Genomic DNA, 25,337 nt, shown 5'->3' with positions numbered 1-25,337 from the left:
TCACACTCTCAAACTATACTCAATTTAGTAAGATATAGAGTATAAAACACTTAATCCTCAAAGGAACTATTAGCTAGCACCATAAGTGATCCCTTATCTATCACTGTCTTTTGTCCAGATTTGTTGCCTATAAAAATATAAAAATACACTCCACTTGTTAAATTAGATGGAACAATCCAATCGTTGCGGTAGTCGACTGAGGCAAATACCACTCTTCCAAATCGATCCATAATACTAACTTCTGCTTGATCAAAATTTGACAATCCAAAAATTTGGAAAGTATCATTTTTCGCGTCTCCATTAGGTGTTATGGTATTGGGTATAAATAATCCCTTAATGATTATGTTTACAGTAGCAATATTCGACCAGTTTCCATTTGCATCCATCACCTGATAAGCTAGCCTGTCTTTTCCGATGTAAGTTTCATTCGATTGATACAACCATTTACCATTCACGTCTTTAAATAAGATACCATTTTGGGGATAATCTACTATCCGAACACTTTCTTTGTCTATATAAGAATTTTCAACAAAATCATTATTAATAATTTGAGATAAATCTAGGGTATTATACATGACATCATAGAAATCATCTTGTGCTATTGGGTTAGTTTTTATAATCTCTAAATATACTTTGCCTACCACAGGCTGTATCCCCCTCTCGTTGGTAAGTCGATAAGAAAAAATATCATCACCATAAAAAGCGATGTCTTTAACCTTATAAACTATAGTCCCACCGCTCACCTTCAGGTCTCCATAAAGCGGAAAATCTATAATCTCAATATCTTTCCAAGTCACTGAAGTCTCGCCGCTAACAGTAAACAAATCAAACTTAACGTCCCCTCCCTGATAAAGTTTAATACGCTTTTCTTGCTCTAAAGGTGGAACAGCTTCTCCTCCATCATTCCCTCCACTTGTTCCAACACTAATTCGTATTTCACTTTCTGCCAGCAATTGCACGGAATAGGTCCAGGTATCCATAGCTCGCTCGTTACCATAACTATATGCCCCATATCCTCCATTAGACAAACCGTTGTCTAAATATTTGCTAGGTGTATAAGTTCCCCAACGATGTCCGTCGACCCGACTTGGACTTCCTACTTTATTTTCTTGTGGTCTAGAGATTTCACTGGGTTGTCCAGCAGTGATATCTGTATCATCCCAATACATGATGGCATCACTATGCGTAGTCCCGTCGACATTCATACGCTCTACTAAAATACCATTCGGATTGATCTCCATATCGAAATAAGGAAAATGTACCTCTCCTTTCAACAAAGAGATAGAAATCCCTATTTTATAATCCTTTCCTTTTGGCACAAAATGACCGTCTCCATCCAACCCATCCCAGAAAAAGTTATTTACACCTTCTTTAGCTTCCACACTCAACTCACGTTCCTTAAAGCACTGCTGTTCTGATTTTGCAGCGATGATTACCTTATAACGACCAGAATAGTTTGTTTCAAATCTCAAAAAAACTCCTTCTTCGCTCAACTGACCTTCCTTCCCTTCTAACCATTCTATCGCTATATCTTTTACCTCAACGACTTGCTTCGGATCAAACAACCAACTGCCGCCACCAGGAAAACATCCAACACTCTCTTTGGGCATGCACACATCTGGCATGTTGTAAAACATCTTGTGTGTTATATGTAAATTATTATCTTCATGATTGGGGTTATGAAACTTAGCTAACTTCTCCTGATTAGCACTTTTGTAAGTGACCTTGCCATGTTCATCCAGTATACCTGAATTATTAACGAAGTAAACAAAATCGATACCGTGGCTACCATTACCGTCAACATGATAAATGTAACCATCCTTTGTCAACACATAATTACGTCCATAAAAACCTCCATGTGCATCTGCCAAACTTTCCTGAGAAAGATGCAATTGTAACATTGACATAAAAACTCTGCCGGAAAGCCATCTCGCATTATTTACATCTCGAATAGAAACATCCCAAGCCGCAATGAGACTACCTTCCTTATGCTGTACCCAATCTTCATTAGCTTTAAGATTGTATGGATGTATCAAACGGGCATTGAAGGGGTCTGTATCAGGCGATGTAAATTCAACGCGCCAAATTCCACTTTGCCCTATGCCGACAGGCACTTCGAATGAGGTGTATCCGACTCGGGGGCCTGCTAACTCTGCAGCTCGAGTCGAACCGTTAAAACCTTGAATACGGCCCACATTATTTGATTTTGTCTGGTATATCTTACCATCAGGTGCTGTAAGTATAATACTCCCAGAACCGACATTCTGAGCACTGGAAGCGACAGCTATGGTCTCGCCTTCTAGTGCATAGGCATAATGTGAAGCTTGATTGGAAAAAGCAGTTCTCTCAAAAGGCTGCGAGACCAAAAAGGCCCGATTACCTTTTATATTTTCAGGATACAGGTCTTTAGAACCTTCGCCCAAAACGGCATTCGTCCAAAAAAACAAGCCCACCAAAAGGAGCATGTTTAATTTCATATTCATAGTATAGATAGATGTGTCCCGACGGACTGTATCAAATATAATCTTTTCGTAATAAAAAGCCAATAATAGAATTTAAAGTTTTTAGATATACAATCCTTGGCTTATTTATCTTACCTTTGCAGCCTATAAAATTTGAAGATAATGTCACATCAAGTCCCCGAAAACGGCACAAAACTTCCATTAATGGAGGATTTTTATACGATTCAAGGAGAAGGATTCCACACTGGAAAAGCAGCTTATTTCATACGTCTAGGAGGTTGTGATGTAGGTTGTCATTGGTGCGATGTAAAAGAAAGCTGGGATGCTGAATTACATCCTCTTACAGACACTGAAGCGATTGTTGAAAATGCGAAGAAACATCCCGCAAAAACGGTAGTTATCACTGGAGGGGAACCCCTTATATATAACTTGGATTATCTCACCCGACGTCTTAAGGAAGAGGGAATAAAAACTTTTATCGAAACATCTGGCGCATACCCATTGAGTGGAGTTTGGGATTGGATCTGTCTATCGCCAAAGAAATTTAAAAGCCCTAAAATAGAGGTTCTACAAGCTGCCGGTGAACTAAAAGTCATTGTTTTTAATAAAAGTGACTTCAAATGGGCAGAAGACCACGCTAAAATGGTAGGCCCTGATTGCAGATTGTACCTTCAGCCCGAATGGTCCAAAGCAAGCGAAATCACTCCGTTGATTATTGAATATGTTAAAGAGCATCCTCATTGGGATATCTCCTTACAGACCCATAAATTTTTAAACATTCCATAATTCGCTTATTTAAAGATTGTTTTCTACTTTTAACATCTGATACACATATTTCGTGTTTCTGTCCGTCGTGTACAAAAACAAATAGTCAGATGAATTGGTTATTAAAAACCTTTTTCTTTTTAACACTGTCCTGTTGGGGCACTATCACTTTAGCTCAAAAGAGTTCTGTAAATAAAAAGGCACAAAACGCCTATGAGAATGCAGCCAAACATCTGTCGCTCCAAGATAAACATGCTGCCATCACTGAATTACAACATGCCATTCTGCTAGACCCCGAATTTGCAACGGCTTATCAGCAATTAGCAGATTTATACCGATCTGAAAAACAATATCAAAAAGCAATTCCCCTTTACAAAAAAGTATTACAGATAGATCCTAATCTAACCAAACTGACTCTTTTTGGATTGGGCGAATCTATGTTGGCAAATGGGGAATATCAAGTCGCATTAAATTTTCTTACGACTTACGCCAAAGAAAATCTAAATCCGAAAAGTAGACAGAAGGTGGATAAATATATTCAAGATTGTGTATTTGCTTTAAAACAAATACCAGATACCTCTGTACATCTTGAGAAACTGCCAACAGCTATAAATACGCTGGACGACGAGTACTTTCCGAAACTGACTGCGGATGCAAGACGTATCATATTCACCCGTAAGAGCAGTAATCAGGAAAATTTCTTTGAGAGTCATAAAGAGGGATTAACTTGGTCCATTGCCCAAAAGCTTTCTGGCGCAGTAAACTCCGACTTTTTTAATGAAGGTGCGCACTCTATCTCTCCAGATGGAAAATACATTTTCTTTACTGGCTGTAACCGTCCTAATGGGCTGGGTAGCTGCGATATTTATGTTTCAAAATATGAAAATGGCGTATGGAGTGTCCCTTACAACCTAGGGCCGCCGATCAATACCAAAGGCTGGGAGGCGCAACCTGCTATCTCAGCAGACGGGCGAACACTTTACTTCGTCAGTAATAGAGAAGGAGGATATGGAGCTAGCGATATATGGAAAAGTGAGCTATCCCTAGATGGTAAATGGCAAACACCTCAAAATTTAGGTCGTAAAGTAAACTCCGTATTTGACGAGCGCTCACCGTATATTCATGCCGATAACAAAACGCTATACTTCGCATCTGCTGGTTGGCCAGGCTTTGGTCAATTTGACCTCTTTAAGACACAAATAGACACCTTGGGACAATGGACAACACCTATCAATCTAGGCGCCCCAATCAACAATAATTATGACCAAACCGCTATACATATCGTTATGAATGGATCTGTAGGCTATTTGTCGTCTGCCGATTCAACAGAACAACTCGATATATATAGCGTAAACATCCCACTGCATATACAACCAATCCCTGTAGCATATATACAGGGCAACGTCTATAACGCAGAAAACAAAACTGCTCTATCTGCGACCATTGCTGTAACAAATACAAGCAATGGTGAAGTAGCCTATCTTAATGAATCTGACTATAACGATGGCCAATTTATTGCGACATTGCCGGTAGGTGCGAACTACGCAGTACACGTACACAAACCGGGATATATGTTTGAATCAAGACAATATGATATTTCGAATATCATCTTAAAGGATGAGGTCTTTAACAGTGATATCTACCTTCATCCGCTCAAAAAAGGAGGCATAATGCAGCTAAACAACATTTACTTCGATACCGATAGTTCTATTCCACTAAAAACTTCGACAACTGAACTTCAACTGATCGTAAATTTTCTTCAAAAAAACCCAACTGTAAAAATTGAGGTGGCTGGGCATACTGACAACACAGGCAATAAAATACACAATCAAAGGCTTTCTGAAAATCGCGCATCCGCTATATCCGCATATCTATTATCAAAAGGGATTCCCTCTTCCCGAGTGACAAGCATGGGGTACGGAGATACCAAACCAATAGGCGATAATACGACGGTAGACGGAAAACAAAAAAACCGTCGAACAGAAATTATAATACGTTAAAGCTGCACAATATTGCCCGTACGCACCGCTTCGTCACAAGCTATTGCGATGTGAAGACTATTAATTGCATCCTCCATGGATTTACTAAGATCCACATTATTCCGAATAGTTTCTAAAAAGAAACGTTGTTCACGATTACACAACTCTTGATGATCTGGTTCGTCTTCCAGATTGATCCATTTATCTTCTCTAACAAAACTATTGTCTTCATTTAGATCTGCGTAATGAACCCGGATAGATTCTGTTTTTGTGTGAGCTTCTACCGAATCTGACATACCATCTTTGGAAGCATCATTTGCAACGATCGACACCGAGCCTTTAGGGCCTATGACATCTTTCACAAAAAAAGCAGTCTGACTCATCATGGGCCCCCATCCTGCTTCATACCATCCTACACTACCATCGTCAAACCGAATCTGTAGTTGCCCATAATTATAATTTTCAAGGGGGATATCATTCGTCAAACGGGCTCCAATCGCAGAAACAGAAACTGGCGCTGCATCTGTCATTTGACACATCACATCTATGTAGTGTACCCCACAATCTACGATTGGACTTAAGCTTTTCATTAGATTTCGGTGTACGTCCCACATATGGCCTTGACTTTGTTGATTCAAGTTCATCCGAAAGACCAACGGAGCCCCCATCTTCTTTCCTTCCGATATAAATGTGGTCCAAGAGGGATGATGCCGTAAAATATAACCCACCACTAATTTCTTATTTGCTCGCACAGCAGCGTCCACAACACGCCTAGCACCAATCACAGTATCGGCAAGCGGCTTCTCGATAAAAACATGTGCTCCATGTTCGAAAGCCAGGACAGCAAAATTTTCATGGGTATCGGGATAGGTCGAAATACAAACAGCGTCGGGTAGGGTCTCCAGCAGCGCTGCTTCATAATCTTCAAAACAAGGATACGAAGCGCCAAGCTTAGCGTTAAGTAGTTTTTTACTTTCGCCTCTTGAAACCAAACCTACTATTTCGAAATCAGGCAAATTGTGATATGCTTGTGCATGGGAGGCTCCCATATTACCACAACCGACAATTAAAATTTTAATACGTGTTAGCATAACTTAAACAAAAGGTTTAAATCCTGGTTGTGCTATTGGTGTTACATCAGGAGACATCGACCAGTTATATCCATCTGAATGTGGGCCTAGCTCCTCTTTAGAATCCATAATCTGCTCATAAGATATGCGTTTGCCGGTATATGCTGCGATCTTACCCCAAATTGCCAATAGCGTAGAGTTCACCATAAAGTCTCCATCATTAAGCATTTGGCCTTTTGAGATTGCTGCCATCAACTCGTCATGTTGTGTCTGATACATATTATTGATCTTTCCATTATATTCAAATGACTCGTCGCCATATATATTATAGTTTTTCATAATATTAACATCAACAAAGCCCCGCGTTCCATTAACCTCCACCGAATTACGGGATTCAGTGCCATTTTGTTGCCTTGAAAAATGCATTCCTTTAACACCTGCTCCATAATCGTACTCTACGGCAAAATGATCATAGGTATTTCCTGTAGCTTCCCACGATCGACTTTGTCGTCCGCCCGTGGCACTGACCGATTTAGGCAACTTATTGCCCATAATCCAATTCATGTAATCAACGCTGTGTATCGACTGTTCTACAATCAAATCTGATGCGTACCGCTGAAAATAATACCAGTTTCGCAATTGATACTCAAAATCAGTCCAAGTGTTCATTCGCTCTTTTAAAGTCAACTCACCGCCATACCTAAATGTCGTTACCGATTTAATATCGCCTATAGCCCCATCTCGAACCCGTTTCATAATCTCCCTATTAGGTTCTGAATAGCGGAAACAAAAACCAGAAACAAGATTTAACTTCTTTTCTTTCGAGATACGTACACTTTCCATAACCCGTTTCAATCCCGGAATATCTACTGCAACCGGTTTTTCGCAAAACACGTGTTTTCCGGATTGAACGGCATACTCTAGATGATCAGGCCTAAAATTGGGAGGACTACATAATAGTACGACATCCACTCCTGAATCAATCAGTGCCTTATAACCATCAAAACCTACAAACTGACGTTCGTTAGGAACATCAATGCGTTTTGCATCTTTTTTATTTAAAATAAGTAATGCTTGATCTATTTGATCTTGGAATGCATCGGCCAAAGCCGTAACCACGACATTAGGATCTGCAGCCAAAGATTGCACAACAGCTCCCGTCCCCCTTCCTCCACAACCAACTAAGCCGACCTTAATTGCATTGGATATTCCCAACTTCTCGGCCAATGTGATAAAAGGAATACTCCCCAATGCTATACCACTGTTTCTTAAAAAATGACGTCTAGACAAATTCATAGTTTTATTAAATAGGAAATTAAAGTTATAACAATATATATGTATTACAAACGCAAACACATAATAGTAAAGAATTCGTTACTATTTTTATCAAAAATATTACATAAATTCACAAAAATTTCAAAAACCCTTTCATTTGCTTTCTAACTAGCTACCTAAAAAGGGGATCGAATATTACAATATTTACGTAAAAATTTTAGTTGAGAACCAACCGATTTCAACTAACTAAATAACGAAACAGACTTATTAAAAAATGAATAACCAAACAGTCATTATCGAACCTTTAATTACAGACACAGCCGTCATCCTTGGGATATTAATGGCTATCTTGGGATTAATCTTTTATACCTCATCCTTGTCGAACAAATACATCAAAGGTTTTTATAATGTTATCCCCCCTTTATTATTGTGTTACTTTCTCCCTGGGATTCTAAATTCACTGCATGTATTCGAAGGGTCGAACTCTCCATTAACGAGTGTAGGTAGTAGATATCTGCTTCCGGCCTGTCTTATCCTTTTTGTCATAAGTTTAGATCTTAAAGAAATGTGGGCCTTGAGGAAACGTGCAGGTTTAATGTTCATCACAGGGACAGTAGGAATAGTCCTTGGGGGACCTTTGGCTGTTTGGATTGTTTCCTTTTTTGCCCCTCAGGTTGTTGGAGGAATAGGCCCTGACGAGGTGTGGCGTGGATTAGGCTCCTTAGCGGGGTCATGGATTGGTGGAAGTGCTAATCAAGTAGCATTAAAAGAAATCTTACAACCATCGCCTAAATTATTTTCCTCTATAATTGCTGTTGATGCGTTTGTTGCTTACTTATGGATGGCTTTTCTGTTATTTGGTGCGAGTAAAGTCAAAAAATTTGACCAGTTTTTCAAGGCGGATTCTACAGATGTCGATCAATTAATGCAAAAAATGGAAACCAAAACCCAAGCCAATGCACGTACGCCACAAACAAAAGACTTTATAATCATGTTGGCATTGGCTTTTGGCGGAACGGGTTTAGCAACCTATCTCGCTGAGCCTGTAGCATCTTTTGTAACAACGCATTACCCACAATTAGAACAATTTTCACTCACAAGCGGCTTTTTTTGGATCATACTCTTTGCTACAATCATTGGTATTGTACTCTCCTTTACCCCTGCCAAAAACCTGGAACATGCAGGAGCCTCTAAAGTTGGCACCGTATTACTATACATGCTCATTGTCACCATAGGTATGCAGATGGATATTTCAGCTATTGTTGGAAATCTTGGTTTATTTGCAGTGGGTATTATTTGGATGAGCTTCCACGCTTTTTTATTACTGATAGTAGGCAAAATTTTCAAAGTTCCTTTTTTCTACTTTGCTGTGGGTAGCATGGCTAATGTTGGGGGTGTTGCTTCCGCATCGGTAGCCTCAGCAGCATTTCATCCTTCTTTAATTTCTGTCGGGGTTATATTAGCAGTATTTGGCTATGCAATTGGCACCTATGCAGGGTGGCTTACTGCTATACTTATGCAAATTGCCTCTCCTATCTAGTGATTTTGTCATTTGTTAGTTATCTTGCATTTTTAAAATACGAAAAATACAAGTAATTATAAAAACAAATGGATATGCAGAACAAAACCTTTTACGAAGGTCAGGTCCTATGGTCTCAAATAGATGCAAATCGTCATCTTAGACATTCCGCTTATGCCGATTTCTGTGCCCAGGCACGAAGTAATATGTTAAACAAAATGGGGTTATCTTTGGATGAATTTGCAAGGCAGAAAATCGGGCCTATTCTTTTCCGAGAAGAGCTCATCTATTTCAGAGAAGTAAAGCTAGATGAATACATAAAGGTGGACGTGCTGCTTACTAAATTAAACAGAAGCAATGCACGTTTTTCCTTTCAACACATCGTATACAAAGAAAATCAGGTAAAAGCTGCAGAGGTAAATGTCGACGGTGCTTGGTTAAACCTCGTTGATAGAAAGCTTACTGACATCCCTTCAGATTGGTATGAAATCTTAGAAAAAATCCCAAAATCAGAAAACTATGCAGAAAGCAACGCATAGATACACAAATTTATTTTCTATTTTCCTTACTCTTATAATCATAATTATACCCAAGGAGAATGATGCACAACTCATGAAAGCCAAAGATATATTCTTTGAGGCGGATTCTCTACGCGGTCAATTAACACCTTTGCGTACCTGCTACGACATCCTATATTACCATCTAGATGTCCGTATTGATATCGACAATAAGTCGATTTGTGTATCCAATCTATTCAAATTCAAAGCAGTCAATCCATTTGATCGCCTGCAGTTTGATTTATTTGACAACCTGAGTGTAGACAAAGTCGAATATCAGGGGAGCGAGATCCCGTTCAACAGGTCGTACAATGCTGTATTTATAGATTTCCCGACAACTATTGAAAACGGAAAGATAGATTCTTTTAGAGTACATTATTCCGGTCATCCTTTGCAGGCTACTCGTGCCCCTTGGGATGGAGGCTTTGACTGGAAAAAGGACAGTAATGGTCTCCCTTTTGTAGCTACCGCTTGCCAAAAATTGGGTGCGAGTGTATGGTGGCCCAATAAAGACCATCAATCTGACGAAGTGGACAGCATGTTGATTTCAGTTTCAGTTCCCAAAGACGTAATCAATGTTTCGAATGGAAGACTCATTCGGACAGAAGATCTTAAAGATGGCTATCGCAAATTTCACTGGAGAGTAGAAAACCCAATAAACAACTATAATGTCGCTTTAAATATAGGAGACTACGTCCATTTCAAAGAAATTTATAAAGGAGTAAATGGTAACTTGGATATTAATTATTATGTCTTGCGAGAGAATAATCAAAAAAATAAAAGAGAACATCTACAAAAAAATGTGAGAGAAACCCTACAAGCATTTGAGCATTGGTTTGGCCCTTATCCATTTTACAAAGATGGATATAAGCTCGTTGAAACAGCTCATTTAGGCATGGAGCACCAAAGTGCAATTGCTTACGGGAACAAATACCAAAACGGATATCTAGGTAGCGACGGATCTAACACAGGCTGGGGTAAAAAATGGGACTTCATCATTGTTCATGAATCGGGCCATGAATGGTTTGGCAACAATATTACAGCAAAAGACCTTGGCGACATGTGGATACACGAGAGCTTCACCAATTACTCCGAAGCATTATTCATTGACTACTTCTATGGTAAAAAAGCAAGTCAAGATTATGTTCATGGAAATCGTACAGGCATTCTCAATGACAGACCTCTACAGGGGCCTTACCATGTAAACAAGGAAGGTTCTGGAGATATGTATCTGAAAGGAGGCGTAATACTGAATATGATACGTACAATAATTGACAACGACGAAAAATGGAGATCAATACTCAGAAGCCTTAATGAAAAATTCTACCATTCGGGAGTAGATTATAACGATATTGTTAATTTTGTAAGCACTGAATCCGGTTTCAATCTACGCCCCTTCTTTGCTCAATATGTTCAAACCACAGCTATACCGACTTTGGAAATCCAAATCGGATCAGACGGAAACGTATTAGGGAGATGGATTAGTGATATCCCAGATTTCAACATGCCAGTACACATCGGATTAAAAGGCAAAAAAAAGATCCGTATACTACTTAAAGATACGTTTACAAAAATAGAGATACCTAACTTAAAAAAAGATAATATAGAAATTGACACCTTCAATTATTATATCGGCACTTTGATACAATAACACGAGCATTTATAGCGTTTTAACAGATGGTTTCTGATCAAAAATCAACATGATTTTATTTGACATTTTTGTAGAGTTCAGTTACCATAATAGATTTTTTTTCATTAGGTTTGCATTAAAATTAAAACAGAATTAGGACTTACTAAATGGGGTTATTCAATTGGTTTACGCAAGAAGTTGCGATTGACTTGGGTACGGCAAATACCTTAATAATACATAATGACAAAGTAGTAGTGGACGAGCCTTCGATTGTAGCTTTTGATCGGACAACAAACAAGGTCATTGCGATAGGCAGACAGGCTATGCAGATGGAAGGTAAAACCCACGACAACATAAAAACAGTTAGACCACTTAGAGATGGGGTTATCGCAGATTTTACTGCGGCTGAACATCTAATAAGAGGAATGGTAAAATTGGTAACCAATGGCAAATCATGGTTTTTTCCATCGTTGCGTATGGTAGTATGTATACCTTCCGGTATTACGGAGGTAGAAAAGCGTGCCGTTCGAGATTCGGCAGAAATTGCCGGTGCTAAAGAAGTCTACCTCATTCACGAACCCATGGCTGCTGCGGTAGGTATCGGAATCGATGTGGAAGAACCTGTAGGAAATATGATTATTGATATCGGTGGGGGTACGACAGAGATTGCGGTGATAGCACTATCAGGAATTGTTTGTGATCAATCTATCCGTGTGGGAGGTGACAACTTTGACTCCGATATCGTGCAATACATTCGTCGTCAACATAATATTATGATTGGAGACCGAACTGCAGAAAAAATTAAGATTGAGGTTGGTGCTGCGCTCCCGGAGCTTACGGATCCACCAGAAGATTTTGCGGTACAAGGACGTGATTTGATGACAGGTATTCCTAAACAAATAACCGTTTCTTATACCGAGATTGCACATTGTTTGGACAAGTCCATTTCAAAAATTGAAGAGGCTATATTAAAAGCACTAGAAATCACTCCTCCTGAATTATCTGCGGATATCTATCAGACTGGAATATATTTAACCGGTGGAGGAGCTTTACTGAGAGGTCTTGACAAAAGATTACAAGCCAAAACAAAACTACCTATACATGTCGCGGAAGATCCATTACGTGCTGTTGTAAGAGGAACAGGAATAGCGCTTAAGAATATCGGAAGATTCAAGTTTTTGATGCAATAACGAAAACAAGGTAAAATAAAAATACTTCTGCGCGATATAGAAAAGTTAATCTTCTTCTATATCGCGTATTTTTTAGATAACGAAATAAATCTCTACGGAAAAATATGAAAAACCTATGGCTCTTTTTGGTAAGATATAACGCCTTTTTTTGGTTTATTCTTTTTTTCACCTTTTCTATTTTCCTCGTTGTTCAGAACAACAATTACCAACGTTCTTCCTTTGTAAATTCCTCAAATGTTATTATTGGTTCTTTTTATGGCAATGTGAACTCGTGGAAAGAATACCTGTCATTGCGCGCAACTAATGAACAATTAACAAATGAGAACGCATTACTGCGTCAGAAGTTACAAAATATAACTTCCTCTGATAGTACGAAAGACTCTGTAAATATCGTGGATAGCATTGATAATTCACGATATGAATTTCTTGTTGCCTCAGTTGTCAATAACAGTGTTCATCAAAAAAGTAATTATCTAACTATTAATAAAGGGTCGATAGATGGTATAGAGAAAGATATGGGCGTAATTACCTCCAACGGGGTTGTCGGCACAGTACTGAATGTATCGCCTCATTTTAGCACCATCAAATCACTATTACATCCTGATAGTAAAATATCTGTCACGCTAGATAGTACCGGTACTGCATTTGGATCCTTAGTTTGGGGTAACAATCAAGATCCGCGCTACGCCATGGTACGGGATATTCCAAATCACGTAAAGGTTTATGTGGGACAACCTGTCTTTACGTCAGGATATTCCACTAAGTTTCCAAAGGGAATTAAAGTTGGACACATCGTGCAGACCGATTTGACTTCAGGAGAAAGCTTTAAGGACATACGGGTCCTATTGACGACAAATTTTATTAATCTTAATCATGTCTACATCGTAAAAGATAAAATGGCAATGGAGAAATTAGAATTAGAAAAACAAAACAAAGATAATGGCTAGGGTAATCGTTTTCAATATCATCCGCTTCTTGATACTTATTGTATTGCAGGTAGCCGTATTCAAAAATATTGGATATTACAATATAGCAGCATTGTTTCCTTACATCCTTATCATACTTTTATTACCTACAGGTATATCCAATTTTGTTCTTTTTCTACTTGCATTTCTTACAGGTCTTACCGTAGACGCATTTTATGACAGCATAGGCGTACATGCGGCTGCTTGTGTAGCTTTGGCTTGGTTTCGTATTTTCTTTCACAAAATCACACTGGAGATGGATGAACAGGCTTCTTTTCAAACTCCGAGTTGGGGAAACATGGGATTTAAATGGTTTTCAACCTACTTATTTCTAGGGACATTTATACATCATCTTGTCCTATTTCTAACAGAAGTGTTCTCCTTTCAGGATATACTATATACGTTAGCAAGTATACTTTTCAGCAGCTTATTCACGGTAGTGGTCATTCTTATCATTAGCTTGATTACCTACAATCGCAAATCAAGATTGATTAACTAAAGCGACATGAACAATAGTTTCTTCGAACGAAAGTACATTATACAAGGGATATTCATAGCTATAGCGCTGATTATTGTAGCTCGTCTATTCTATCTTCAGATTATAGATGATTCTTATCTACTATCAGCCAATAATAATGTGCTCCGAAAAACTGTAGTATACCCTGCAAGGGGTGTAATCTTGGATAGAAATGGAAAAATACTTGTTCAAAACGAACCTGTTTATGACCTCCTAGTCATACCGCGTGAGGTAAAAGATATAGATACATTATTGCTGTGTCGTCTACTTGAAATTGACAAAGCAGGTTTTATCTCCCGGATGAATAAAGCTCGTTCGTTTTCACCCTTCCGGGCTTCAATATTTGAAGGAATGATGAGCGCAGAAACTTTCGCTGTACTGCAAGAACATTTAGACAAATTTAGAGGTTTCCAAGCACAACCTCGTACGGTGCGTCAATACCCAGATAGCATTGCAGCGCAATTTTTAGGTTATATTCAAGAGGTAAATGAAAAAGATATTGAACGTTCAAATAATTTCTACAAACGTGGAGATTACATTGGTGCCTCGGGGGTAGAACGCTCTTACGAAGAGCTCTTAAGGGGACAACGTGGAGTCAAAAATCAAATGGTTGATGTTTTTGGCCGTGCTCAAGGTGTATTTATGGATGGCAAATACGACACCCTAGCGGTATCTGGAGATGGACTCGTATCTTCTCTTGACAAGGAATTACAACTATTGGCCGAAAAACTGATGAAAAACAAATTAGGTTCGGTTGTAGCTATCGAACCCTCAACCGGGGAGATTCTATCCTATGTCAGCAGTCCAAGCTACAACCCGAATTTAATGGTAGGAAGACAACGCGGAAACAACTATATGAAGTTGTTATACGATCCTCACAAACCTATGTTTAATAGACCTATTCAGGCTTCCTATCCCCCTGGATCTGTATTCAAGGTTGTCGCTGCACTCACGGGGCTTCAGGCGGGTGTTATTACACCGCACACCATTTTCAATTGTCCCGGCGGCTATAGATATGGAGCAGGTAGAATCATGCGTTGTACACACGTTGACGGCCCTACAGATCTAGTTAAATCAATTGCCAAATCCTGTAATACTTACTACGGCTATGTTTATGCCCGTATGATTGATTCGAGGAGCATGTCTGGACCAAAAGCCTATGAGCTCTGGCGGGAAGGACTTCATAAATTTGGCTTAGGCCATCCTTTGGGGATTGATCTACCTGGGGAAAAAGGAGGAAATGTGTATCCCGCCAGCTATTATACGAAACGCTTTGGAAGCGAAAAGTGGGGATCAAGTTATACCATTTCCCAATCAATCGGTCAGGGAGAATTGGGCATCACTCCACTGCAAATGGCTAATATCATGGCTATTGTAGCCAACAGGGGTTTTTACTATCGTCCTCACCTTATCAAAGGTATAGGCCAAAAACAAATTATCAAAAAAGAGTTCACCGAAAAGATATTTGCAGGAGTAGATGCACAACATTATGAACCTGTTATTGAAGGAATGAGTAGAGCGGTCAACGCCCCGGGAGGTACTGCTTCCTCCGTGCGTATAAATGGCATTGAAATGTGTGCAAAAACAGGTACTGTACAAAACCCACATGGTGAAAATCATGCCGTATTTTTCGCATTTGCTCCTCGTGTAAACCCTAAAATAGCGATTGCAGTCTTTGTCGAAAATGCCGGTTATGGAGGAACCTGGGCTGGACCTATAGCAAGTATGCTTGTCGAAAAACATCTCCGCGACACGATAACGCTACCAAAATATCTTCAGGACCGCATATTAAATGCCAGCCTGTTACCTCAGGTAAAAGCAAAACCGACGGAAAGTAAGAAAGATAATAACAAAGAAAAAAAAGACAGTACGCAGGTAAAAAAGCAAATTGCACAAAGAGCACAAAAATCATCACTATTAGTCCACCAAAGCCAATTAAGCCGTAGATATGAACAACACTAAAAATAGCTTTTTAGGTCGAATAGACTGGACAACGATTGCAATCTGGTTCACACTATGTCTTATAGGCTGGTTTAATATACATGCGGCAGTCTATAACCCAGAATACCCAGATATTTTTAATTTAGCTACCAACTACGGTAAACAAGCCCTTTTTATATTTACCGCAATCATAATTGGTTTTAGTATATTAATCATAGACCAACGTTTTTTTATTTCAGTTACACCAATAGTATACGGTGTCGTAATCTTACTTTTAATTGCTGTTCTTATTGTAGGAAAAAATGTAAATGGTAATCAATCGTGGATAGACTTAGGTTTTTTTCGACTACAGCCCTCTGAATTTGGAAAGCTAGCCACCTGTCTATTACTGTCTTATTACCTCAACTCCCAAGCTAGCAAAACACCTAATCTCACCTCCCTTGCTGTCGCAGCTGGCATTGTGCTATTGCCTGTTATTTTGATCAAATTACAACCTGATACAGGTTCGGCTCTTGTTTTTTTCTCGCTAGTTTTTGTCTTCTATAGAGAGGGCTATGTCAACACAAAACTATTACTATTGGGAGGCTTAGCTATTTTACTTTTTGTACTAGCATTGGTACTTGAAAACGAATGGATATTGATCGGAATTATCTTTACTATTTGTGCGACCTTGGCTTATTTCAATAGATCAAAGCGAAAGCACATACTTAATATTGCGCTACTCTGTTTAGCTGCATCCATCTATGTGTTGAGTGTTGACTTTGCTTGGGAAAATATTTTACAGCCTCACCAACGTAGTAGGATTGATATTTTACTAGGTAAAGTCAATGATCCGAGAGGAGAAGGATACAACTTAAACCAATCCCAGATTGCAATTGGTTCAGGACAGCTTTTCGGCAAAGGATATCTTCAAGGAACACAAACGAAATACAACTTTGTTCCGGAACAAAGTACCGACTTCATTTTTTGTACTATCGGTGAGGAATGGGGGTTTGTAGGCTCTGTTACCGTAGTAGCCCTATATGTATTTTTATTATTCCGGATTATACATATTGCCGAAAGACAACGGACAGCCTTTGCTCGCATTTACTCTTACTGTGTTGCATCGATTTTATTCTTCCATTTCTTCATCAATCTAAGTATGACCATTGGATTAGTTCCTATTATAGGAATCCCTTTGCCATTTGTTAGTTATGGAGGATCCTCACTGTGGAGTTTTACAATTTTACTTTTTATAATGTTAAAATTTGATTCTACTCGTAAAGGTTTATCTCCCAATTAACAATATCAAATCCGATTTAATACATACTGTATTGCCCTATCAATTACTTCTGCAGGGTTGGAACAAAATTCTTCATCAAGTCGTGATGCCAATACTGCATTTACAGAAAGTGCGTGATGACCAAACATATTGGAAAGTGCATAAATACCAGCTGTTTCCATTTCTAAATTAGTTATATGTCGACCATCATTAGTTACGAAAGAGCTCGCTTTTTGTATCAAATCCGGATACATATTATGCGATCTGACACTCCTACCCTGTGGCCCATAAAATCCAGGGGCTGTCATCGTAATTCCCTGAGCAATTCCTGATGCAAATTTAGCTAATAACTTAGGACTAGCAGCACCTATATATGGACGAAAAGACAAATTTGAAAAGTGACTCCCCACTTTGTCCGACAGGATTTGCTCCATAGGCGTATAGGTTTTAACATAGAATTGCATTAAATTATCAAAGCCAATAGCAAACTCGCTCGCCAAAATAGTACCTATCGGAATATTTCCTTGTATGGAACCAGAGGTTCCAATCCTTATAATATCTACACTTTTCAGTTTATCCTTAAGTGTCTTCGTTGAGAAATCTACATTTACCAGAGCGTCTATTTCGTTGATTACTATATCAATATTATCCGTACCAATACCGGTCGATATCACCGACAAACGTCGCCCTCGTAACAGCCCTGTATGTGTCACAAACTCCCGTTTTCCTTTCTTTATTTCTATTTTATCGAAATATTTTGAGACCAAAGGTACTCGGTCGGGATCACCAACAAATATTATCGTATCAGCCAAATCATCCGGAAGAATATTGAGATGGTATATACTTCCGTCCGCATTCAAAATCAATTCAGTATCTGCTATCATAAAGTGTACAAATATTTAGCGCTAGTCTTCTCAATTTTATCCAATTTTGACAACACCGTGTTTACAAGATTTTTTCTAATTTCTATAGTAATAACACAGCTGTTATCAAATTGTTGGCTCAAAACACTAATTTCTTCTTCTTTTAATAGACGCATTACATCATTCATTTGCAAATATTCGAAAGACACATCATAAACATCATTGACCGTCTTTTCAATGACCTCAACCTCTGCTAGGGCTTCCTGAGTCGCCATCTTATAAGCATTTATCAATCCAGGGACACCAAGCAATGTTCCTCCAAAATAACGTACTACCACGACCAAAATATTAGTCAGATCCTTAGATAGTAATACATTTAGAATAGGTCTCCCGGCAGTGCCAGAAGGTTCTCCATCATCATTAATACGAAAAACACTACGGTCTGTGCCTAGACGATAAGCCCAACAGTGATGCCTCGCTTTTGGATGGAGTGATTTCAGCGTTGCAATAATCTCCTTTAGGTGCGTCTCTTTTTTAAATGGGTAAGCATAGGCAATAAACTTACTACCTTTATCTCTAAAAACACCCTCAGAGGGCTGACCAATCGTTAAGTATGTATCTTCAAATAAACTCACAGGTACGTAATTAATAATATAGATATCACAGCCAATATTAGGCCGATCTTATTCAAAAGACTAAGCTTCTCCCGAAACATCCATACACCGACTATCGAGCCTACCACAATGACACCTACATTCATCGTGGTAAATACAATAGATGGATTTTCTGGAATAGCGCGATGTGCTTTCATATAAAAAAAAATATTCGCAAAATTGAATATCCCTAAAACACTGCCCCATATAATACTTCTCAAGTCAACTTTCTTTTTCAGTAACCAAAACTGAGATGCCAATATAAAAAAAGCGATAAACATTGCCCCGACAAATACAAAAAACATAGAGTCAATATAGGGCACCTCAGTATGTTGTGCCACTTGTTTAAACAAAACATCGATAATTCCCATTCCAACGAAAACAATTGATGGATATAGTATACTACTAGATTTTTGATCAGTACCGCTTTTATTCCAGCTCACAGAACAGATTACTGCTACCAAACCTATGACCAAACCTACCACTTTTCCTGTGTTTGCCTGTTCGTTAAAAAACAAAAAAGAGGCAAGTAAAGGTATAAACAATGACATACGCTGTGCAATATCGGTCTTTACAATGCCACTATATTTAATAGCCAAAGCGATAAAAATAAAAAGTGTAGGCAATAATATGGTAAGCGGGACGTACAACTGATACGGCAATGTCTGCCAAGAAATATCTGACAAAGCTGGCTTTAAAAGAAAATAAGTTAATAAAACTGTAGTCGGGTAATTCCATAATACAAGCTGTTGTACATTCAACGACTTGCCGCGTGCTATTTTTAGTATTACAGCAACGCTAACACTACAAAAAACACTCAAGATAACATATAACATATTTGATATTACTAAAAGACTACAATACTACTAAAAAGAGTGGAATTATATCCTGACAGTATCACATTATATTTAATCCGACCTTATCAAGAACAAAAAAAAGTAAAAAAAAAACAATAAATAAACAGAATTTAAATTAAAAAAAACAACTTTTTTAAGACATAAAACAAAGTAAAAACAACACAATAAATAGTCTAAAAAAACACATAAATCATAAAAAATATCGCATTTAAGCATTTTTAAACAACATTTACATATTTTTAAAATGACAAAAAAAACAACATAAAAAAGGCGAAATATCATCAAAAAAAATAATATAAATACCCTTTCTTTTAGCTTCAAAAAAAGTAAAAAAACAAAAAAAATTTGGATATAACTTTTCTATCACATACCTTTGGAATATCAAAACAGAGACAATGAATACAGTAACTACATACAACTATTTTTACTTCTTTTATTTTAGCGATAAGAGCCGGGGCTAGTATGTATAGAGTTCATAACATGAATAAAATATAAAAAAGGTCCCGGATTCAATCCGGGACCTTTTTTATTTAAGTATTAAATATGAAAACAAAAATTGCAATCCAGGGCGTAAAAGCTTCTTTTCATGAAGAGGCTGCATTCAAATACTTCGGACAGGATATCGAAACATTAGAGTGTAGTTCATTCAAACAAACCTGTGAAATTCTTAAGCAGGGCAAAGCTGACAATGTCGTTATGGCTATTGAAAACTCTATCGCCGGAAGCATTTTGCCTAATTACAATTTATTAAGGGATTACAGGTTCCATATCGTAGGCGAAGTACACCTTAATATCCAGCAGAATCTATTAGCGTTACCTGGTGTAAAGCTCGATGACATACAATATATCGAATCCCACCCCATAGCAATTAGACAGTGTGACGAATTTCTTTCCGACCATCCAGACTGGATTATTAAGGAGGGGCTGGATACAGCAGGATGTGCAAAAAAAATAAAAGAAGAACAACTCACCAATACTGCAGCAATTGCAGGTGAATTTGCGGCAAAAATATATGGTCTTAATATTCTTGAAAAGCGTATAGAAACCAACAAGAAAAACGCAACTCGCTTCTTAATTTTGAGCAACGAGGTCGTTGAGCAAAAGGGCGCCAACAAGGCTTCCCTCTCCTTCCAGACAGGTAATGCCGTAGGTTCCCTCGCGTCCGTATTACAATGCTTTGCAGAACAAAATGTCAATCTCAGTAAGATACAGTCCATGCCTGTAGTAGGACGCCGCAATGAATACGATTTTTATGTAGATGTCGAATGGAAAAAGCAAGCCGATTACGATGCTGCCATCCGCAAAGTACTCAAACATACTGTCAATTTCAGTATCATGGGCGAGTATATCAAAAACGAAAAAGTATAATCGAAAACAACACACTAAATAATAATAAAACTAAAAAATTGAAAATAAAATGAAACATTCATTAGACATCCTTCCATTACAATCTTGGATCAACATCGGGGACAAACCCTTAATCATAGCTGGACCATGCAGTGCCGAAACAGAAGAACAACTTGTTTCTACAGCACACCTTTTAGCCAACACTGGAAAAGTAAATGTACTTCGTGCAGGTATTTGGAAACCCCGTACTCGTCCGGGAGAATTTGAGGGAATTGGCAGTATTGGTTTACAATGGTTGAAAAGAGCAAAAGAAGAAACAGGTTTACTTACAGCAACGGAGGTTGCTACAGCGAAACACGTTGAAGAAGCATTAGCGGCAGGAGTTGATGTATTATGGGTAGGTGCGCGCTCTACGGCAAATCCATTTACCGTCCAAGAGATTGCCGACGCATTGAAAGGCGTAGATATTCCTGTTTTAGTTAAAAATCCGGTAAACCCTGATCTTTCCTTATGGATTGGAGCATTAGAACGAATCAATGGTGCTGGTATAAAAAAATTAGGCGCTATACATAGAGGATTTTCATCATTCGAAAAGACAGCATTCCGTAACGAACCGATGTGGGATATTGCAATACAGCTGAAAACAATTGCTCCTGAGCTACCTATTATAAATGACCCAAGTCATATCTGTGGCAATCGTGAATTGATTCCTTACGTTACACAAAAAGCAATGGATATGGATATGCAAGGACTTATCATCGAATCACATATCGACCCTTCGGTAGCATGGACTGATGCCAAGCAACAAGTAACACCAGCAGCACTTTCAGATTTATTGGACAATCTTTCGATCCGTCATGCCGAATCTAACAATCCTGCATTCGACGATAAATTAGCCGAATTACGTCAGCAGATAGACAAATTGGACGATCAGATTATCAAACAAATCGGTGATCGTATGAAGATAGCTGAAAAAATAGGTGAATACAAACGCGACAATCACGTGACAATCTTACAAATATCACGCTGGGATGAAATCGTCCAAAAACGTTTACAGCTCGCTAAGGCACTGAATCTTAGCGAAGACTTCACCGTTAAATACTTAGAGCTATTACACAATGAGTCTATTCGTAAGCAGAATGAGATCATGAACACAAAAGTTAATGCGGAGGCATAATGGAGCAACCAAGCATTAAGCTCTCGCATCCAACAAGGGAGATAAGCGGCCTCGTACAGCTCACTGGCTCAAAATCAGAGAGTAATCGCGCGCTTATCATCCAAGCCATCAGCGCTGGAAAGGTTACTATACAAAACCTTTCCAATGCCGATGACACTTTATTACTAACTAAGGCTATAAAAAAAGCGCATGAGAATGCTGCTAATGGTGTCAAAACAATAGACATTGGTCCAGCGGGTACGGCTATGCGGTTTTTGACCTCCTACCTCAATCTACTCCAAGGGGAATTTATATTGACAGGTACTTCTAGAATGCAACAACGTCCTATAGGCATTCTTGTTAATGCATTGAATAGCATTGGAACAGAGATCCAATACGCACAAAATGAGGGTTATCCCCCATTGCGAATCCACGGTCCTTTAATTCAATCTAAAAAATCTGTAACGATAAAAGGCGATGTAAGTAGTCAATATGTATCATCACTTCTTTTAATAGCTTCAGCTCTCGAAAAAGGACTTACACTAGAGATTGAAGGAGAACTGACATCCTTACCATATGTAACTATGACACTGGATATGTTAAGTGAGGTTGGTATTAAACATCTGTGGATTGAAAACAGTATTCAGATCCAAGCTCAGCAGGCTCTGGAAAGCACACTATATATCGAACCCGACTGGAGTGCAGCTTCGTATTGGTATGCTATCGTCGCTTTATCTAGGACTGGTTCAATTCGATTACCAGGTCTTAAGAAGAATAGTTTACAGGGAGATATAGCCATAGCGGATATCATGACGCACTTCGGCGTTAAGACGACCTTTGAAGCAGATGGAATCTTTCTTGAAAAAACGGATATTGTGTCCGACAAAACACTTTTTGACTTCAAATCATGTCCAGATTTAGCCCAGACTGTAGTTGTTGTGGCTTCTGTGTTAAAGCGGGACATATCATTTACAGGATTAGAAACACTAAGAATTAAAGAAACAGACCGTATCGCTGCCCTACAGAATGAAATCGCTAAATATGGTGCACGATTGGAAAAGGACGGAGTCAACTATCACCTACACAGTCAAAATGTAGCAGATCCTGGTACTATAGCCATAAAGACCTATGAAGATCACCGCATGGCTATGGCATTTGCACCTCTAGCATTGGTTTTTAACAACATTATCATTGAAGAACCTCAAGTAGTCGAAAAGTCCTATCCTACTTTTTGGGAGGACCTTCAGAACCAGGGATTCTTCACATCCTAAACAATTATCAGATATATCGTCTATATTTTTTCGCTAAAGTATAGACGATTTAATATATTTACCTCAATTAATAAATTATGGCAGGAAATTCATTTGGAGATCTTTTCAGAATAACCACTTTCGGCGAATCCCATGGTGCGGCGATAGGTGTTATACTGGACGGTTGTCCTTCAAACATAGTGATTGACGAAGCATTTATTCAGTCTGAGTTGGACAAAAGGCGCCCTGGTCAATCCAAAATTACTACACAACGTAAAGAGAGTGATACTGCGCAGATTCTATCTGGTATATTTGAAGGTAAATCTACCGGCACGCCAATAGCTATCGTCATTCCCAACGAAGATCAGCGCTCCAAAGACTATTCTCATATCAGTGATAAGTTCCGTCCTTCACATGCGGACTATACGTATCAGATGAAATATGGGATACGTGATTACCGAGGCGGAGGCCGATCGTCGGCAAGAGAGACTGCTGCGCGCGTTGCAGCTGGTGCTATTGCTAAACTATTTCTAAAACAACATGGCATAACCATATTTGCGCATGTATCCGGTGTAGGTTCGATCGAATCACCAAATCTAGACAACTCAGACTTACGCAATCTATTAGAACTACGCGAGTCCACTATTGTCCGCTGTGCTGATCCAGCCACAGCCAACGAGATGATAGATTACATTGATGGTATCCGCAAAGCGGGAGACACTGTGGGCGGACGCATCTCGACCATCATACAGAATTTACCTGTAGGATTGGGCGAACCCGTATTTGACAAATTACACGCTGATCTGGCAAAATCTATGATGGGTATTAATGCCGTACACGGCTTCGAATACGGATCAGGCTTTGACGGATCTAGACTAAAAGGCTCCGAACACAACGATATCTTTGTCAAAGAAGCCAATAAAACTATAACACGCACAAACTATTCTGGTGGTATACAGGGCGGGATATCCAATGGCATGGATGTCACTTTCAAAGTTGCATTCAAGCCCGTCGCTACAATCATGCGTGACCAACCCACACTAAACGAAGCAGGCGAAGAGGCCGTAATATCAGGTAAAGGAAGACATGACCCTTGCGTTGTGCCACGAGCTGTTATTATCGTAGAAGCCATGGCTGCTCTTGTAATCGCTGACCACCTATTAAAACACAACGCATACTTAAATGTCACAAAGTAAGTCTACATATATATTAGCTTGCGATATCGGAGGTACACACATTACCTCCGCTATTGTCGCTTGCGATACATGGTCAATTCTTTCAGAAACTATCACTCGCGCAGAAGTAAATTCTTCTAAAAATGCTAAATCGATTTTTCAAAGTTGGACAAATGCAATTAAAGAATCAATTGCTCGCTTCAATGGCCCAATAGATCAAATCGGTATCGCTATGCCGGGCCCCTTCGATTATGAAAATGGTATTTCTCTAATGAATGGACAAAACAAGTATGACGATCTTTACAAACTTGACATTACTTCAGCATTGCGTGAGGAGTTGGAATCCCCTTCAATCGACATACGCTATATCAACGATGCGGCTGCATTTTTACAAGGAGAGATCTTCGCTACAGGTCGCCATCAGGAACATTGTATCCTAGGGATTACACTAGGGACTGGACTAGGTAGCGCCATATGGCAACAAGGAGATAAGGCTTATGATGCTAATTTATGGAATACTCCTTATAAGGACAGTATTTTTGAAGAGTACTTAGTGACTCGTTGGTTCACAAGGCGGTTTGAAGAACTATCAGGCTTACAAGAGTTTGGTCTTAAAGAAATTATAGAAAAACATCATCAAACAGATTTCTTTCAGTCTATAATGGTAGAATATCGTAGCAACTTATATCAGTTCTTAACTTTTTTTTCCGACAAACATCTTTGTAATAATTATATTATTGGTGGAAACATTGCCAAGGCTTGGGGGATCATTAATAATGATAATTCATTTGTTGATTTCAATATCCGTATCGGAGAATACGAAGAAAAAGCTGCATTAATAGGTGCAGCTTCACTATTTGAATAATATTATCATTTACTTTCCCGTTTCAGTAATTTTAATTACT

The 25,337-nt window shown here is 38.8% G+C and carries 21 protein-coding genes; 15 read left to right on the top strand and 6 right to left on the bottom strand.

Going from position 1 to position 25,337, the window contains the following annotated elements:
• Window positions 1–50: 50 nt before the first annotated feature.
• Window positions 51–2,483: a gliding motility-associated C-terminal domain-containing protein gene (locus G7B20_RS02535; RefSeq protein ID WP_164108448.1), complete on the bottom strand. Its 2,433-nt coding sequence runs from the start codon at window positions 2,481–2,483 to the stop codon at window positions 51–53.
• A gap of 141 nt (window positions 2,484–2,624) precedes the next feature.
• On the opposite strand from G7B20_RS02535, the gene G7B20_RS02530 reads away from it, so the two are divergent.
• Both G7B20_RS02530 and G7B20_RS02525 read left to right on the top strand, forming a co-directional pair.
• Complete coding sequence (locus G7B20_RS02530; RefSeq protein WP_164108447.1) at window positions 2,625–3,248, top strand: 7-carboxy-7-deazaguanine synthase QueE; 624 nt, start codon at window positions 2,625–2,627, stop codon at window positions 3,246–3,248.
• An 89-nt stretch (window positions 3,249–3,337) separates the two neighbouring features.
• Complete coding sequence (locus G7B20_RS02525) at window positions 3,338–5,227, top strand: OmpA family protein (RefSeq protein ID WP_164108446.1); 1,890 nt, start codon at window positions 3,338–3,340, stop codon at window positions 5,225–5,227.
• Here G7B20_RS02525 and G7B20_RS02520 read toward each other — a convergent pair.
• Both G7B20_RS02520 and G7B20_RS02515 read right to left on the bottom strand, forming a co-directional pair.
• Entirely contained in the window at window positions 5,224–6,297 is a 1,074-nt protein-coding gene (locus G7B20_RS02520; RefSeq protein WP_164108445.1) for a Gfo/Idh/MocA family protein, read from the bottom strand. The two genes, G7B20_RS02525 and G7B20_RS02520, sit on opposite strands and share 4 nt — an antisense overlap.
• Before the next feature lie 3 nt (window positions 6,298–6,300).
• Complete coding sequence (locus tag G7B20_RS02515; protein WP_164108444.1) at window positions 6,301–7,572, bottom strand: Gfo/Idh/MocA family protein; 1,272 nt, start codon at window positions 7,570–7,572, stop codon at window positions 6,301–6,303.
• 253 nt (window positions 7,573–7,825) lie between these two features.
• On the opposite strand from G7B20_RS02515, the gene G7B20_RS02510 reads away from it, so the two are divergent.
• The 8 genes from G7B20_RS02510 (at window position 7,826) to rodA (ending at window position 17,152) form a co-directional block, all read left to right on the top strand.
• Window positions 7,826–9,091: a DUF819 domain-containing protein gene (locus tag G7B20_RS02510; protein ID WP_164108443.1), complete on the top strand. Its 1,266-nt coding sequence runs from the start codon at window positions 7,826–7,828 to the stop codon at window positions 9,089–9,091.
• A 74-nt stretch (window positions 9,092–9,165) separates the two neighbouring features.
• Window positions 9,166–9,609: an acyl-CoA thioesterase gene (locus G7B20_RS02505; protein WP_164108442.1), complete on the top strand. Its 444-nt coding sequence runs from the start codon at window positions 9,166–9,168 to the stop codon at window positions 9,607–9,609.
• On the top strand, window positions 9,590–11,278 hold the full coding sequence (locus G7B20_RS02500; RefSeq protein ID WP_164108441.1) for a M1 family metallopeptidase: 1,689 nt from the start codon (window positions 9,590–9,592) through the stop codon (window positions 11,276–11,278). The genes G7B20_RS02505 and G7B20_RS02500 overlap by 20 nt, the downstream gene beginning before the upstream one ends.
• A gap of 146 nt (window positions 11,279–11,424) precedes the next feature.
• The gene (locus G7B20_RS02495) at window positions 11,425–12,447 is read left to right on the top strand and encodes a rod shape-determining protein (RefSeq protein WP_079642435.1); all 1,023 of its coding nucleotides are present in this window, start codon (window positions 11,425–11,427) and stop codon (window positions 12,445–12,447) included.
• A gap of 104 nt (window positions 12,448–12,551) precedes the next feature.
• A complete protein-coding gene (gene mreC / locus G7B20_RS02490) occupies window positions 12,552–13,394 on the top strand; it encodes a rod shape-determining protein MreC (RefSeq protein ID WP_164108440.1) in 843 nt (280 codons plus the stop codon).
• Window positions 13,387–13,911, top strand: coding sequence for a rod shape-determining protein MreD (locus G7B20_RS02485; protein WP_164108439.1), 525 nt, complete (start codon window positions 13,387–13,389; stop codon window positions 13,909–13,911). The genes mreC and G7B20_RS02485 overlap by 8 nt, the downstream gene beginning before the upstream one ends.
• 6 nt (window positions 13,912–13,917) lie before the next feature.
• Window positions 13,918–15,891 carry a penicillin-binding protein 2 gene (mrdA, locus tag G7B20_RS02480; RefSeq protein ID WP_164108438.1) on the top strand — a complete coding sequence of 658 codons (1,974 nt, stop codon included), beginning with the start codon at window positions 13,918–13,920 and terminating at the stop codon, window positions 15,889–15,891.
• The gene (gene rodA / locus G7B20_RS02475; protein WP_164108437.1) at window positions 15,878–17,152 is read left to right on the top strand and encodes a rod shape-determining protein RodA; all 1,275 of its coding nucleotides are present in this window, start codon (window positions 15,878–15,880) and stop codon (window positions 17,150–17,152) included. Before mrdA ends, rodA begins: the two co-directional genes overlap by 14 nt.
• 5 nt (window positions 17,153–17,157) lie before the next feature.
• On the opposite strand, the gene G7B20_RS02470 is transcribed toward rodA, so the two are convergent.
• The 3 genes from G7B20_RS02470 to G7B20_RS02460 are packed head-to-tail and all read right to left on the bottom strand — an operon-like array spanning window position 17,158 to window position 19,483.
• Complete coding sequence (locus G7B20_RS02470) at window positions 17,158–18,015, bottom strand: nucleoside phosphorylase (RefSeq protein ID WP_164108436.1); 858 nt, start codon at window positions 18,013–18,015, stop codon at window positions 17,158–17,160.
• Window positions 18,012–18,629 carry a YigZ family protein gene (locus G7B20_RS02465; RefSeq protein ID WP_164108435.1) on the bottom strand — a complete coding sequence of 206 codons (618 nt, stop codon included), beginning with the start codon at window positions 18,627–18,629 and terminating at the stop codon, window positions 18,012–18,014. The genes G7B20_RS02470 and G7B20_RS02465 overlap by 4 nt, the downstream gene beginning before the upstream one ends.
• Window positions 18,626–19,483, bottom strand: coding sequence for an EamA/RhaT family transporter (locus tag G7B20_RS02460; RefSeq protein WP_164108434.1), 858 nt, complete (start codon window positions 19,481–19,483; stop codon window positions 18,626–18,628). The genes G7B20_RS02465 and G7B20_RS02460 overlap by 4 nt, the downstream gene beginning before the upstream one ends.
• 564 nt (window positions 19,484–20,047) lie before the next feature.
• Here G7B20_RS02460 and G7B20_RS02455 point away from each other — a divergent pair.
• The 5 genes from G7B20_RS02455 (at window position 20,048) to G7B20_RS02435 (ending at window position 25,297) form a co-directional block, all read left to right on the top strand.
• On the top strand, window positions 20,048–20,872 hold the full coding sequence (locus tag G7B20_RS02455; protein ID WP_164108433.1) for a prephenate dehydratase: 825 nt from the start codon (window positions 20,048–20,050) through the stop codon (window positions 20,870–20,872).
• A gap of 49 nt (window positions 20,873–20,921) precedes the next feature.
• Window positions 20,922–22,028 (top strand): chorismate mutase, encoded by a 1,107-nt coding sequence (locus G7B20_RS02450; RefSeq protein WP_164108432.1) that lies wholly within the window; start codon window positions 20,922–20,924, stop codon window positions 22,026–22,028.
• Window positions 22,028–23,278: a 3-phosphoshikimate 1-carboxyvinyltransferase gene (gene aroA / locus G7B20_RS02445; RefSeq protein ID WP_164108431.1), complete on the top strand. Its 1,251-nt coding sequence runs from the start codon at window positions 22,028–22,030 to the stop codon at window positions 23,276–23,278. The genes G7B20_RS02450 and aroA overlap by 1 nt, the downstream gene beginning before the upstream one ends.
• A gap of 77 nt (window positions 23,279–23,355) precedes the next feature.
• Window positions 23,356–24,453 carry a chorismate synthase gene (gene aroC, locus G7B20_RS02440; protein WP_164108430.1) on the top strand — a complete coding sequence of 366 codons (1,098 nt, stop codon included), beginning with the start codon at window positions 23,356–23,358 and terminating at the stop codon, window positions 24,451–24,453.
• Complete coding sequence (locus G7B20_RS02435) at window positions 24,440–25,297, top strand: ROK family protein (protein WP_164108429.1); 858 nt, start codon at window positions 24,440–24,442, stop codon at window positions 25,295–25,297. Before aroC ends, G7B20_RS02435 begins: the two co-directional genes overlap by 14 nt.
• Window positions 25,298–25,337 lie beyond the last annotated feature (40 nt).

This window comes from Sphingobacterium sp. xlx-96 (genome assembly GCF_011007365.1).
GTDB classification, from domain to species: Bacteria; Bacteroidota; Bacteroidia; order Sphingobacteriales; family Sphingobacteriaceae; genus Sphingobacterium; species Sphingobacterium luzhongxinii.
This window is presented reverse-complemented; position numbering and strand designations above follow the sequence as displayed.

What these genes read in the sequence shown, in the direction of transcription:
- G7B20_RS02520 (WP_164108445.1), bottom strand. Translation starts at nt 6,297, where the DNA reads ATGCTAACACGTATTAAAATTTTAATTGTCGGTTGTGGTAATATGGGA.
- rodA (WP_164108437.1), top strand. Translation starts at nt 15,878, where the DNA reads ATGAACAACACTAAAAATAGCTTTTTAGGTCGAATAGACTGGACAACG.
- G7B20_RS02535 (WP_164108448.1), bottom strand. Translation starts at nt 2,483, where the DNA reads ATGAATATGAAATTAAACATGCTCCTTTTGGTGGGCTTGTTTTTTTGG.
- G7B20_RS02500 (WP_164108441.1), top strand. Translation starts at nt 9,590, where the DNA reads ATGCAGAAAGCAACGCATAGATACACAAATTTATTTTCTATTTTCCTT.
- G7B20_RS02530 (WP_164108447.1), top strand. Translation starts at nt 2,625, where the DNA reads ATGTCACATCAAGTCCCCGAAAACGGCACAAAACTTCCATTAATGGAG.
- mreC (WP_164108440.1), top strand. Translation starts at nt 12,552, where the DNA reads ATGAAAAACCTATGGCTCTTTTTGGTAAGATATAACGCCTTTTTTTGG.
- G7B20_RS02455 (WP_164108433.1), top strand. Translation starts at nt 20,048, where the DNA reads ATGAAAACAAAAATTGCAATCCAGGGCGTAAAAGCTTCTTTTCATGAA.
- G7B20_RS02460 (WP_164108434.1), bottom strand. Translation starts at nt 19,483, where the DNA reads ATGTTATATGTTATCTTGAGTGTTTTTTGTAGTGTTAGCGTTGCTGTA.
- aroA (WP_164108431.1), top strand. Translation starts at nt 22,028, where the DNA reads ATGGAGCAACCAAGCATTAAGCTCTCGCATCCAACAAGGGAGATAAGC.
- G7B20_RS02525 (WP_164108446.1), top strand. Translation starts at nt 3,338, where the DNA reads ATGAATTGGTTATTAAAAACCTTTTTCTTTTTAACACTGTCCTGTTGG.
- G7B20_RS02450 (WP_164108432.1), top strand. Translation starts at nt 20,922, where the DNA reads ATGAAACATTCATTAGACATCCTTCCATTACAATCTTGGATCAACATC.
- G7B20_RS02435 (WP_164108429.1), top strand. Translation starts at nt 24,440, where the DNA reads ATGTCACAAAGTAAGTCTACATATATATTAGCTTGCGATATCGGAGGT.
- G7B20_RS02505 (WP_164108442.1), top strand. Translation starts at nt 9,166, where the DNA reads ATGCAGAACAAAACCTTTTACGAAGGTCAGGTCCTATGGTCTCAAATA.
- G7B20_RS02485 (WP_164108439.1), top strand. Translation starts at nt 13,387, where the DNA reads ATGGCTAGGGTAATCGTTTTCAATATCATCCGCTTCTTGATACTTATT.
- G7B20_RS02515 (WP_164108444.1), bottom strand. Translation starts at nt 7,572, where the DNA reads ATGAATTTGTCTAGACGTCATTTTTTAAGAAACAGTGGTATAGCATTG.
- G7B20_RS02510 (WP_164108443.1), top strand. Translation starts at nt 7,826, where the DNA reads ATGAATAACCAAACAGTCATTATCGAACCTTTAATTACAGACACAGCC.
- mrdA (WP_164108438.1), top strand. Translation starts at nt 13,918, where the DNA reads ATGAACAATAGTTTCTTCGAACGAAAGTACATTATACAAGGGATATTC.
- G7B20_RS02495 (WP_079642435.1), top strand. Translation starts at nt 11,425, where the DNA reads ATGGGGTTATTCAATTGGTTTACGCAAGAAGTTGCGATTGACTTGGGT.
- G7B20_RS02470 (WP_164108436.1), bottom strand. Translation starts at nt 18,015, where the DNA reads ATGATAGCAGATACTGAATTGATTTTGAATGCGGACGGAAGTATATAC.
- aroC (WP_164108430.1), top strand. Translation starts at nt 23,356, where the DNA reads ATGGCAGGAAATTCATTTGGAGATCTTTTCAGAATAACCACTTTCGGC.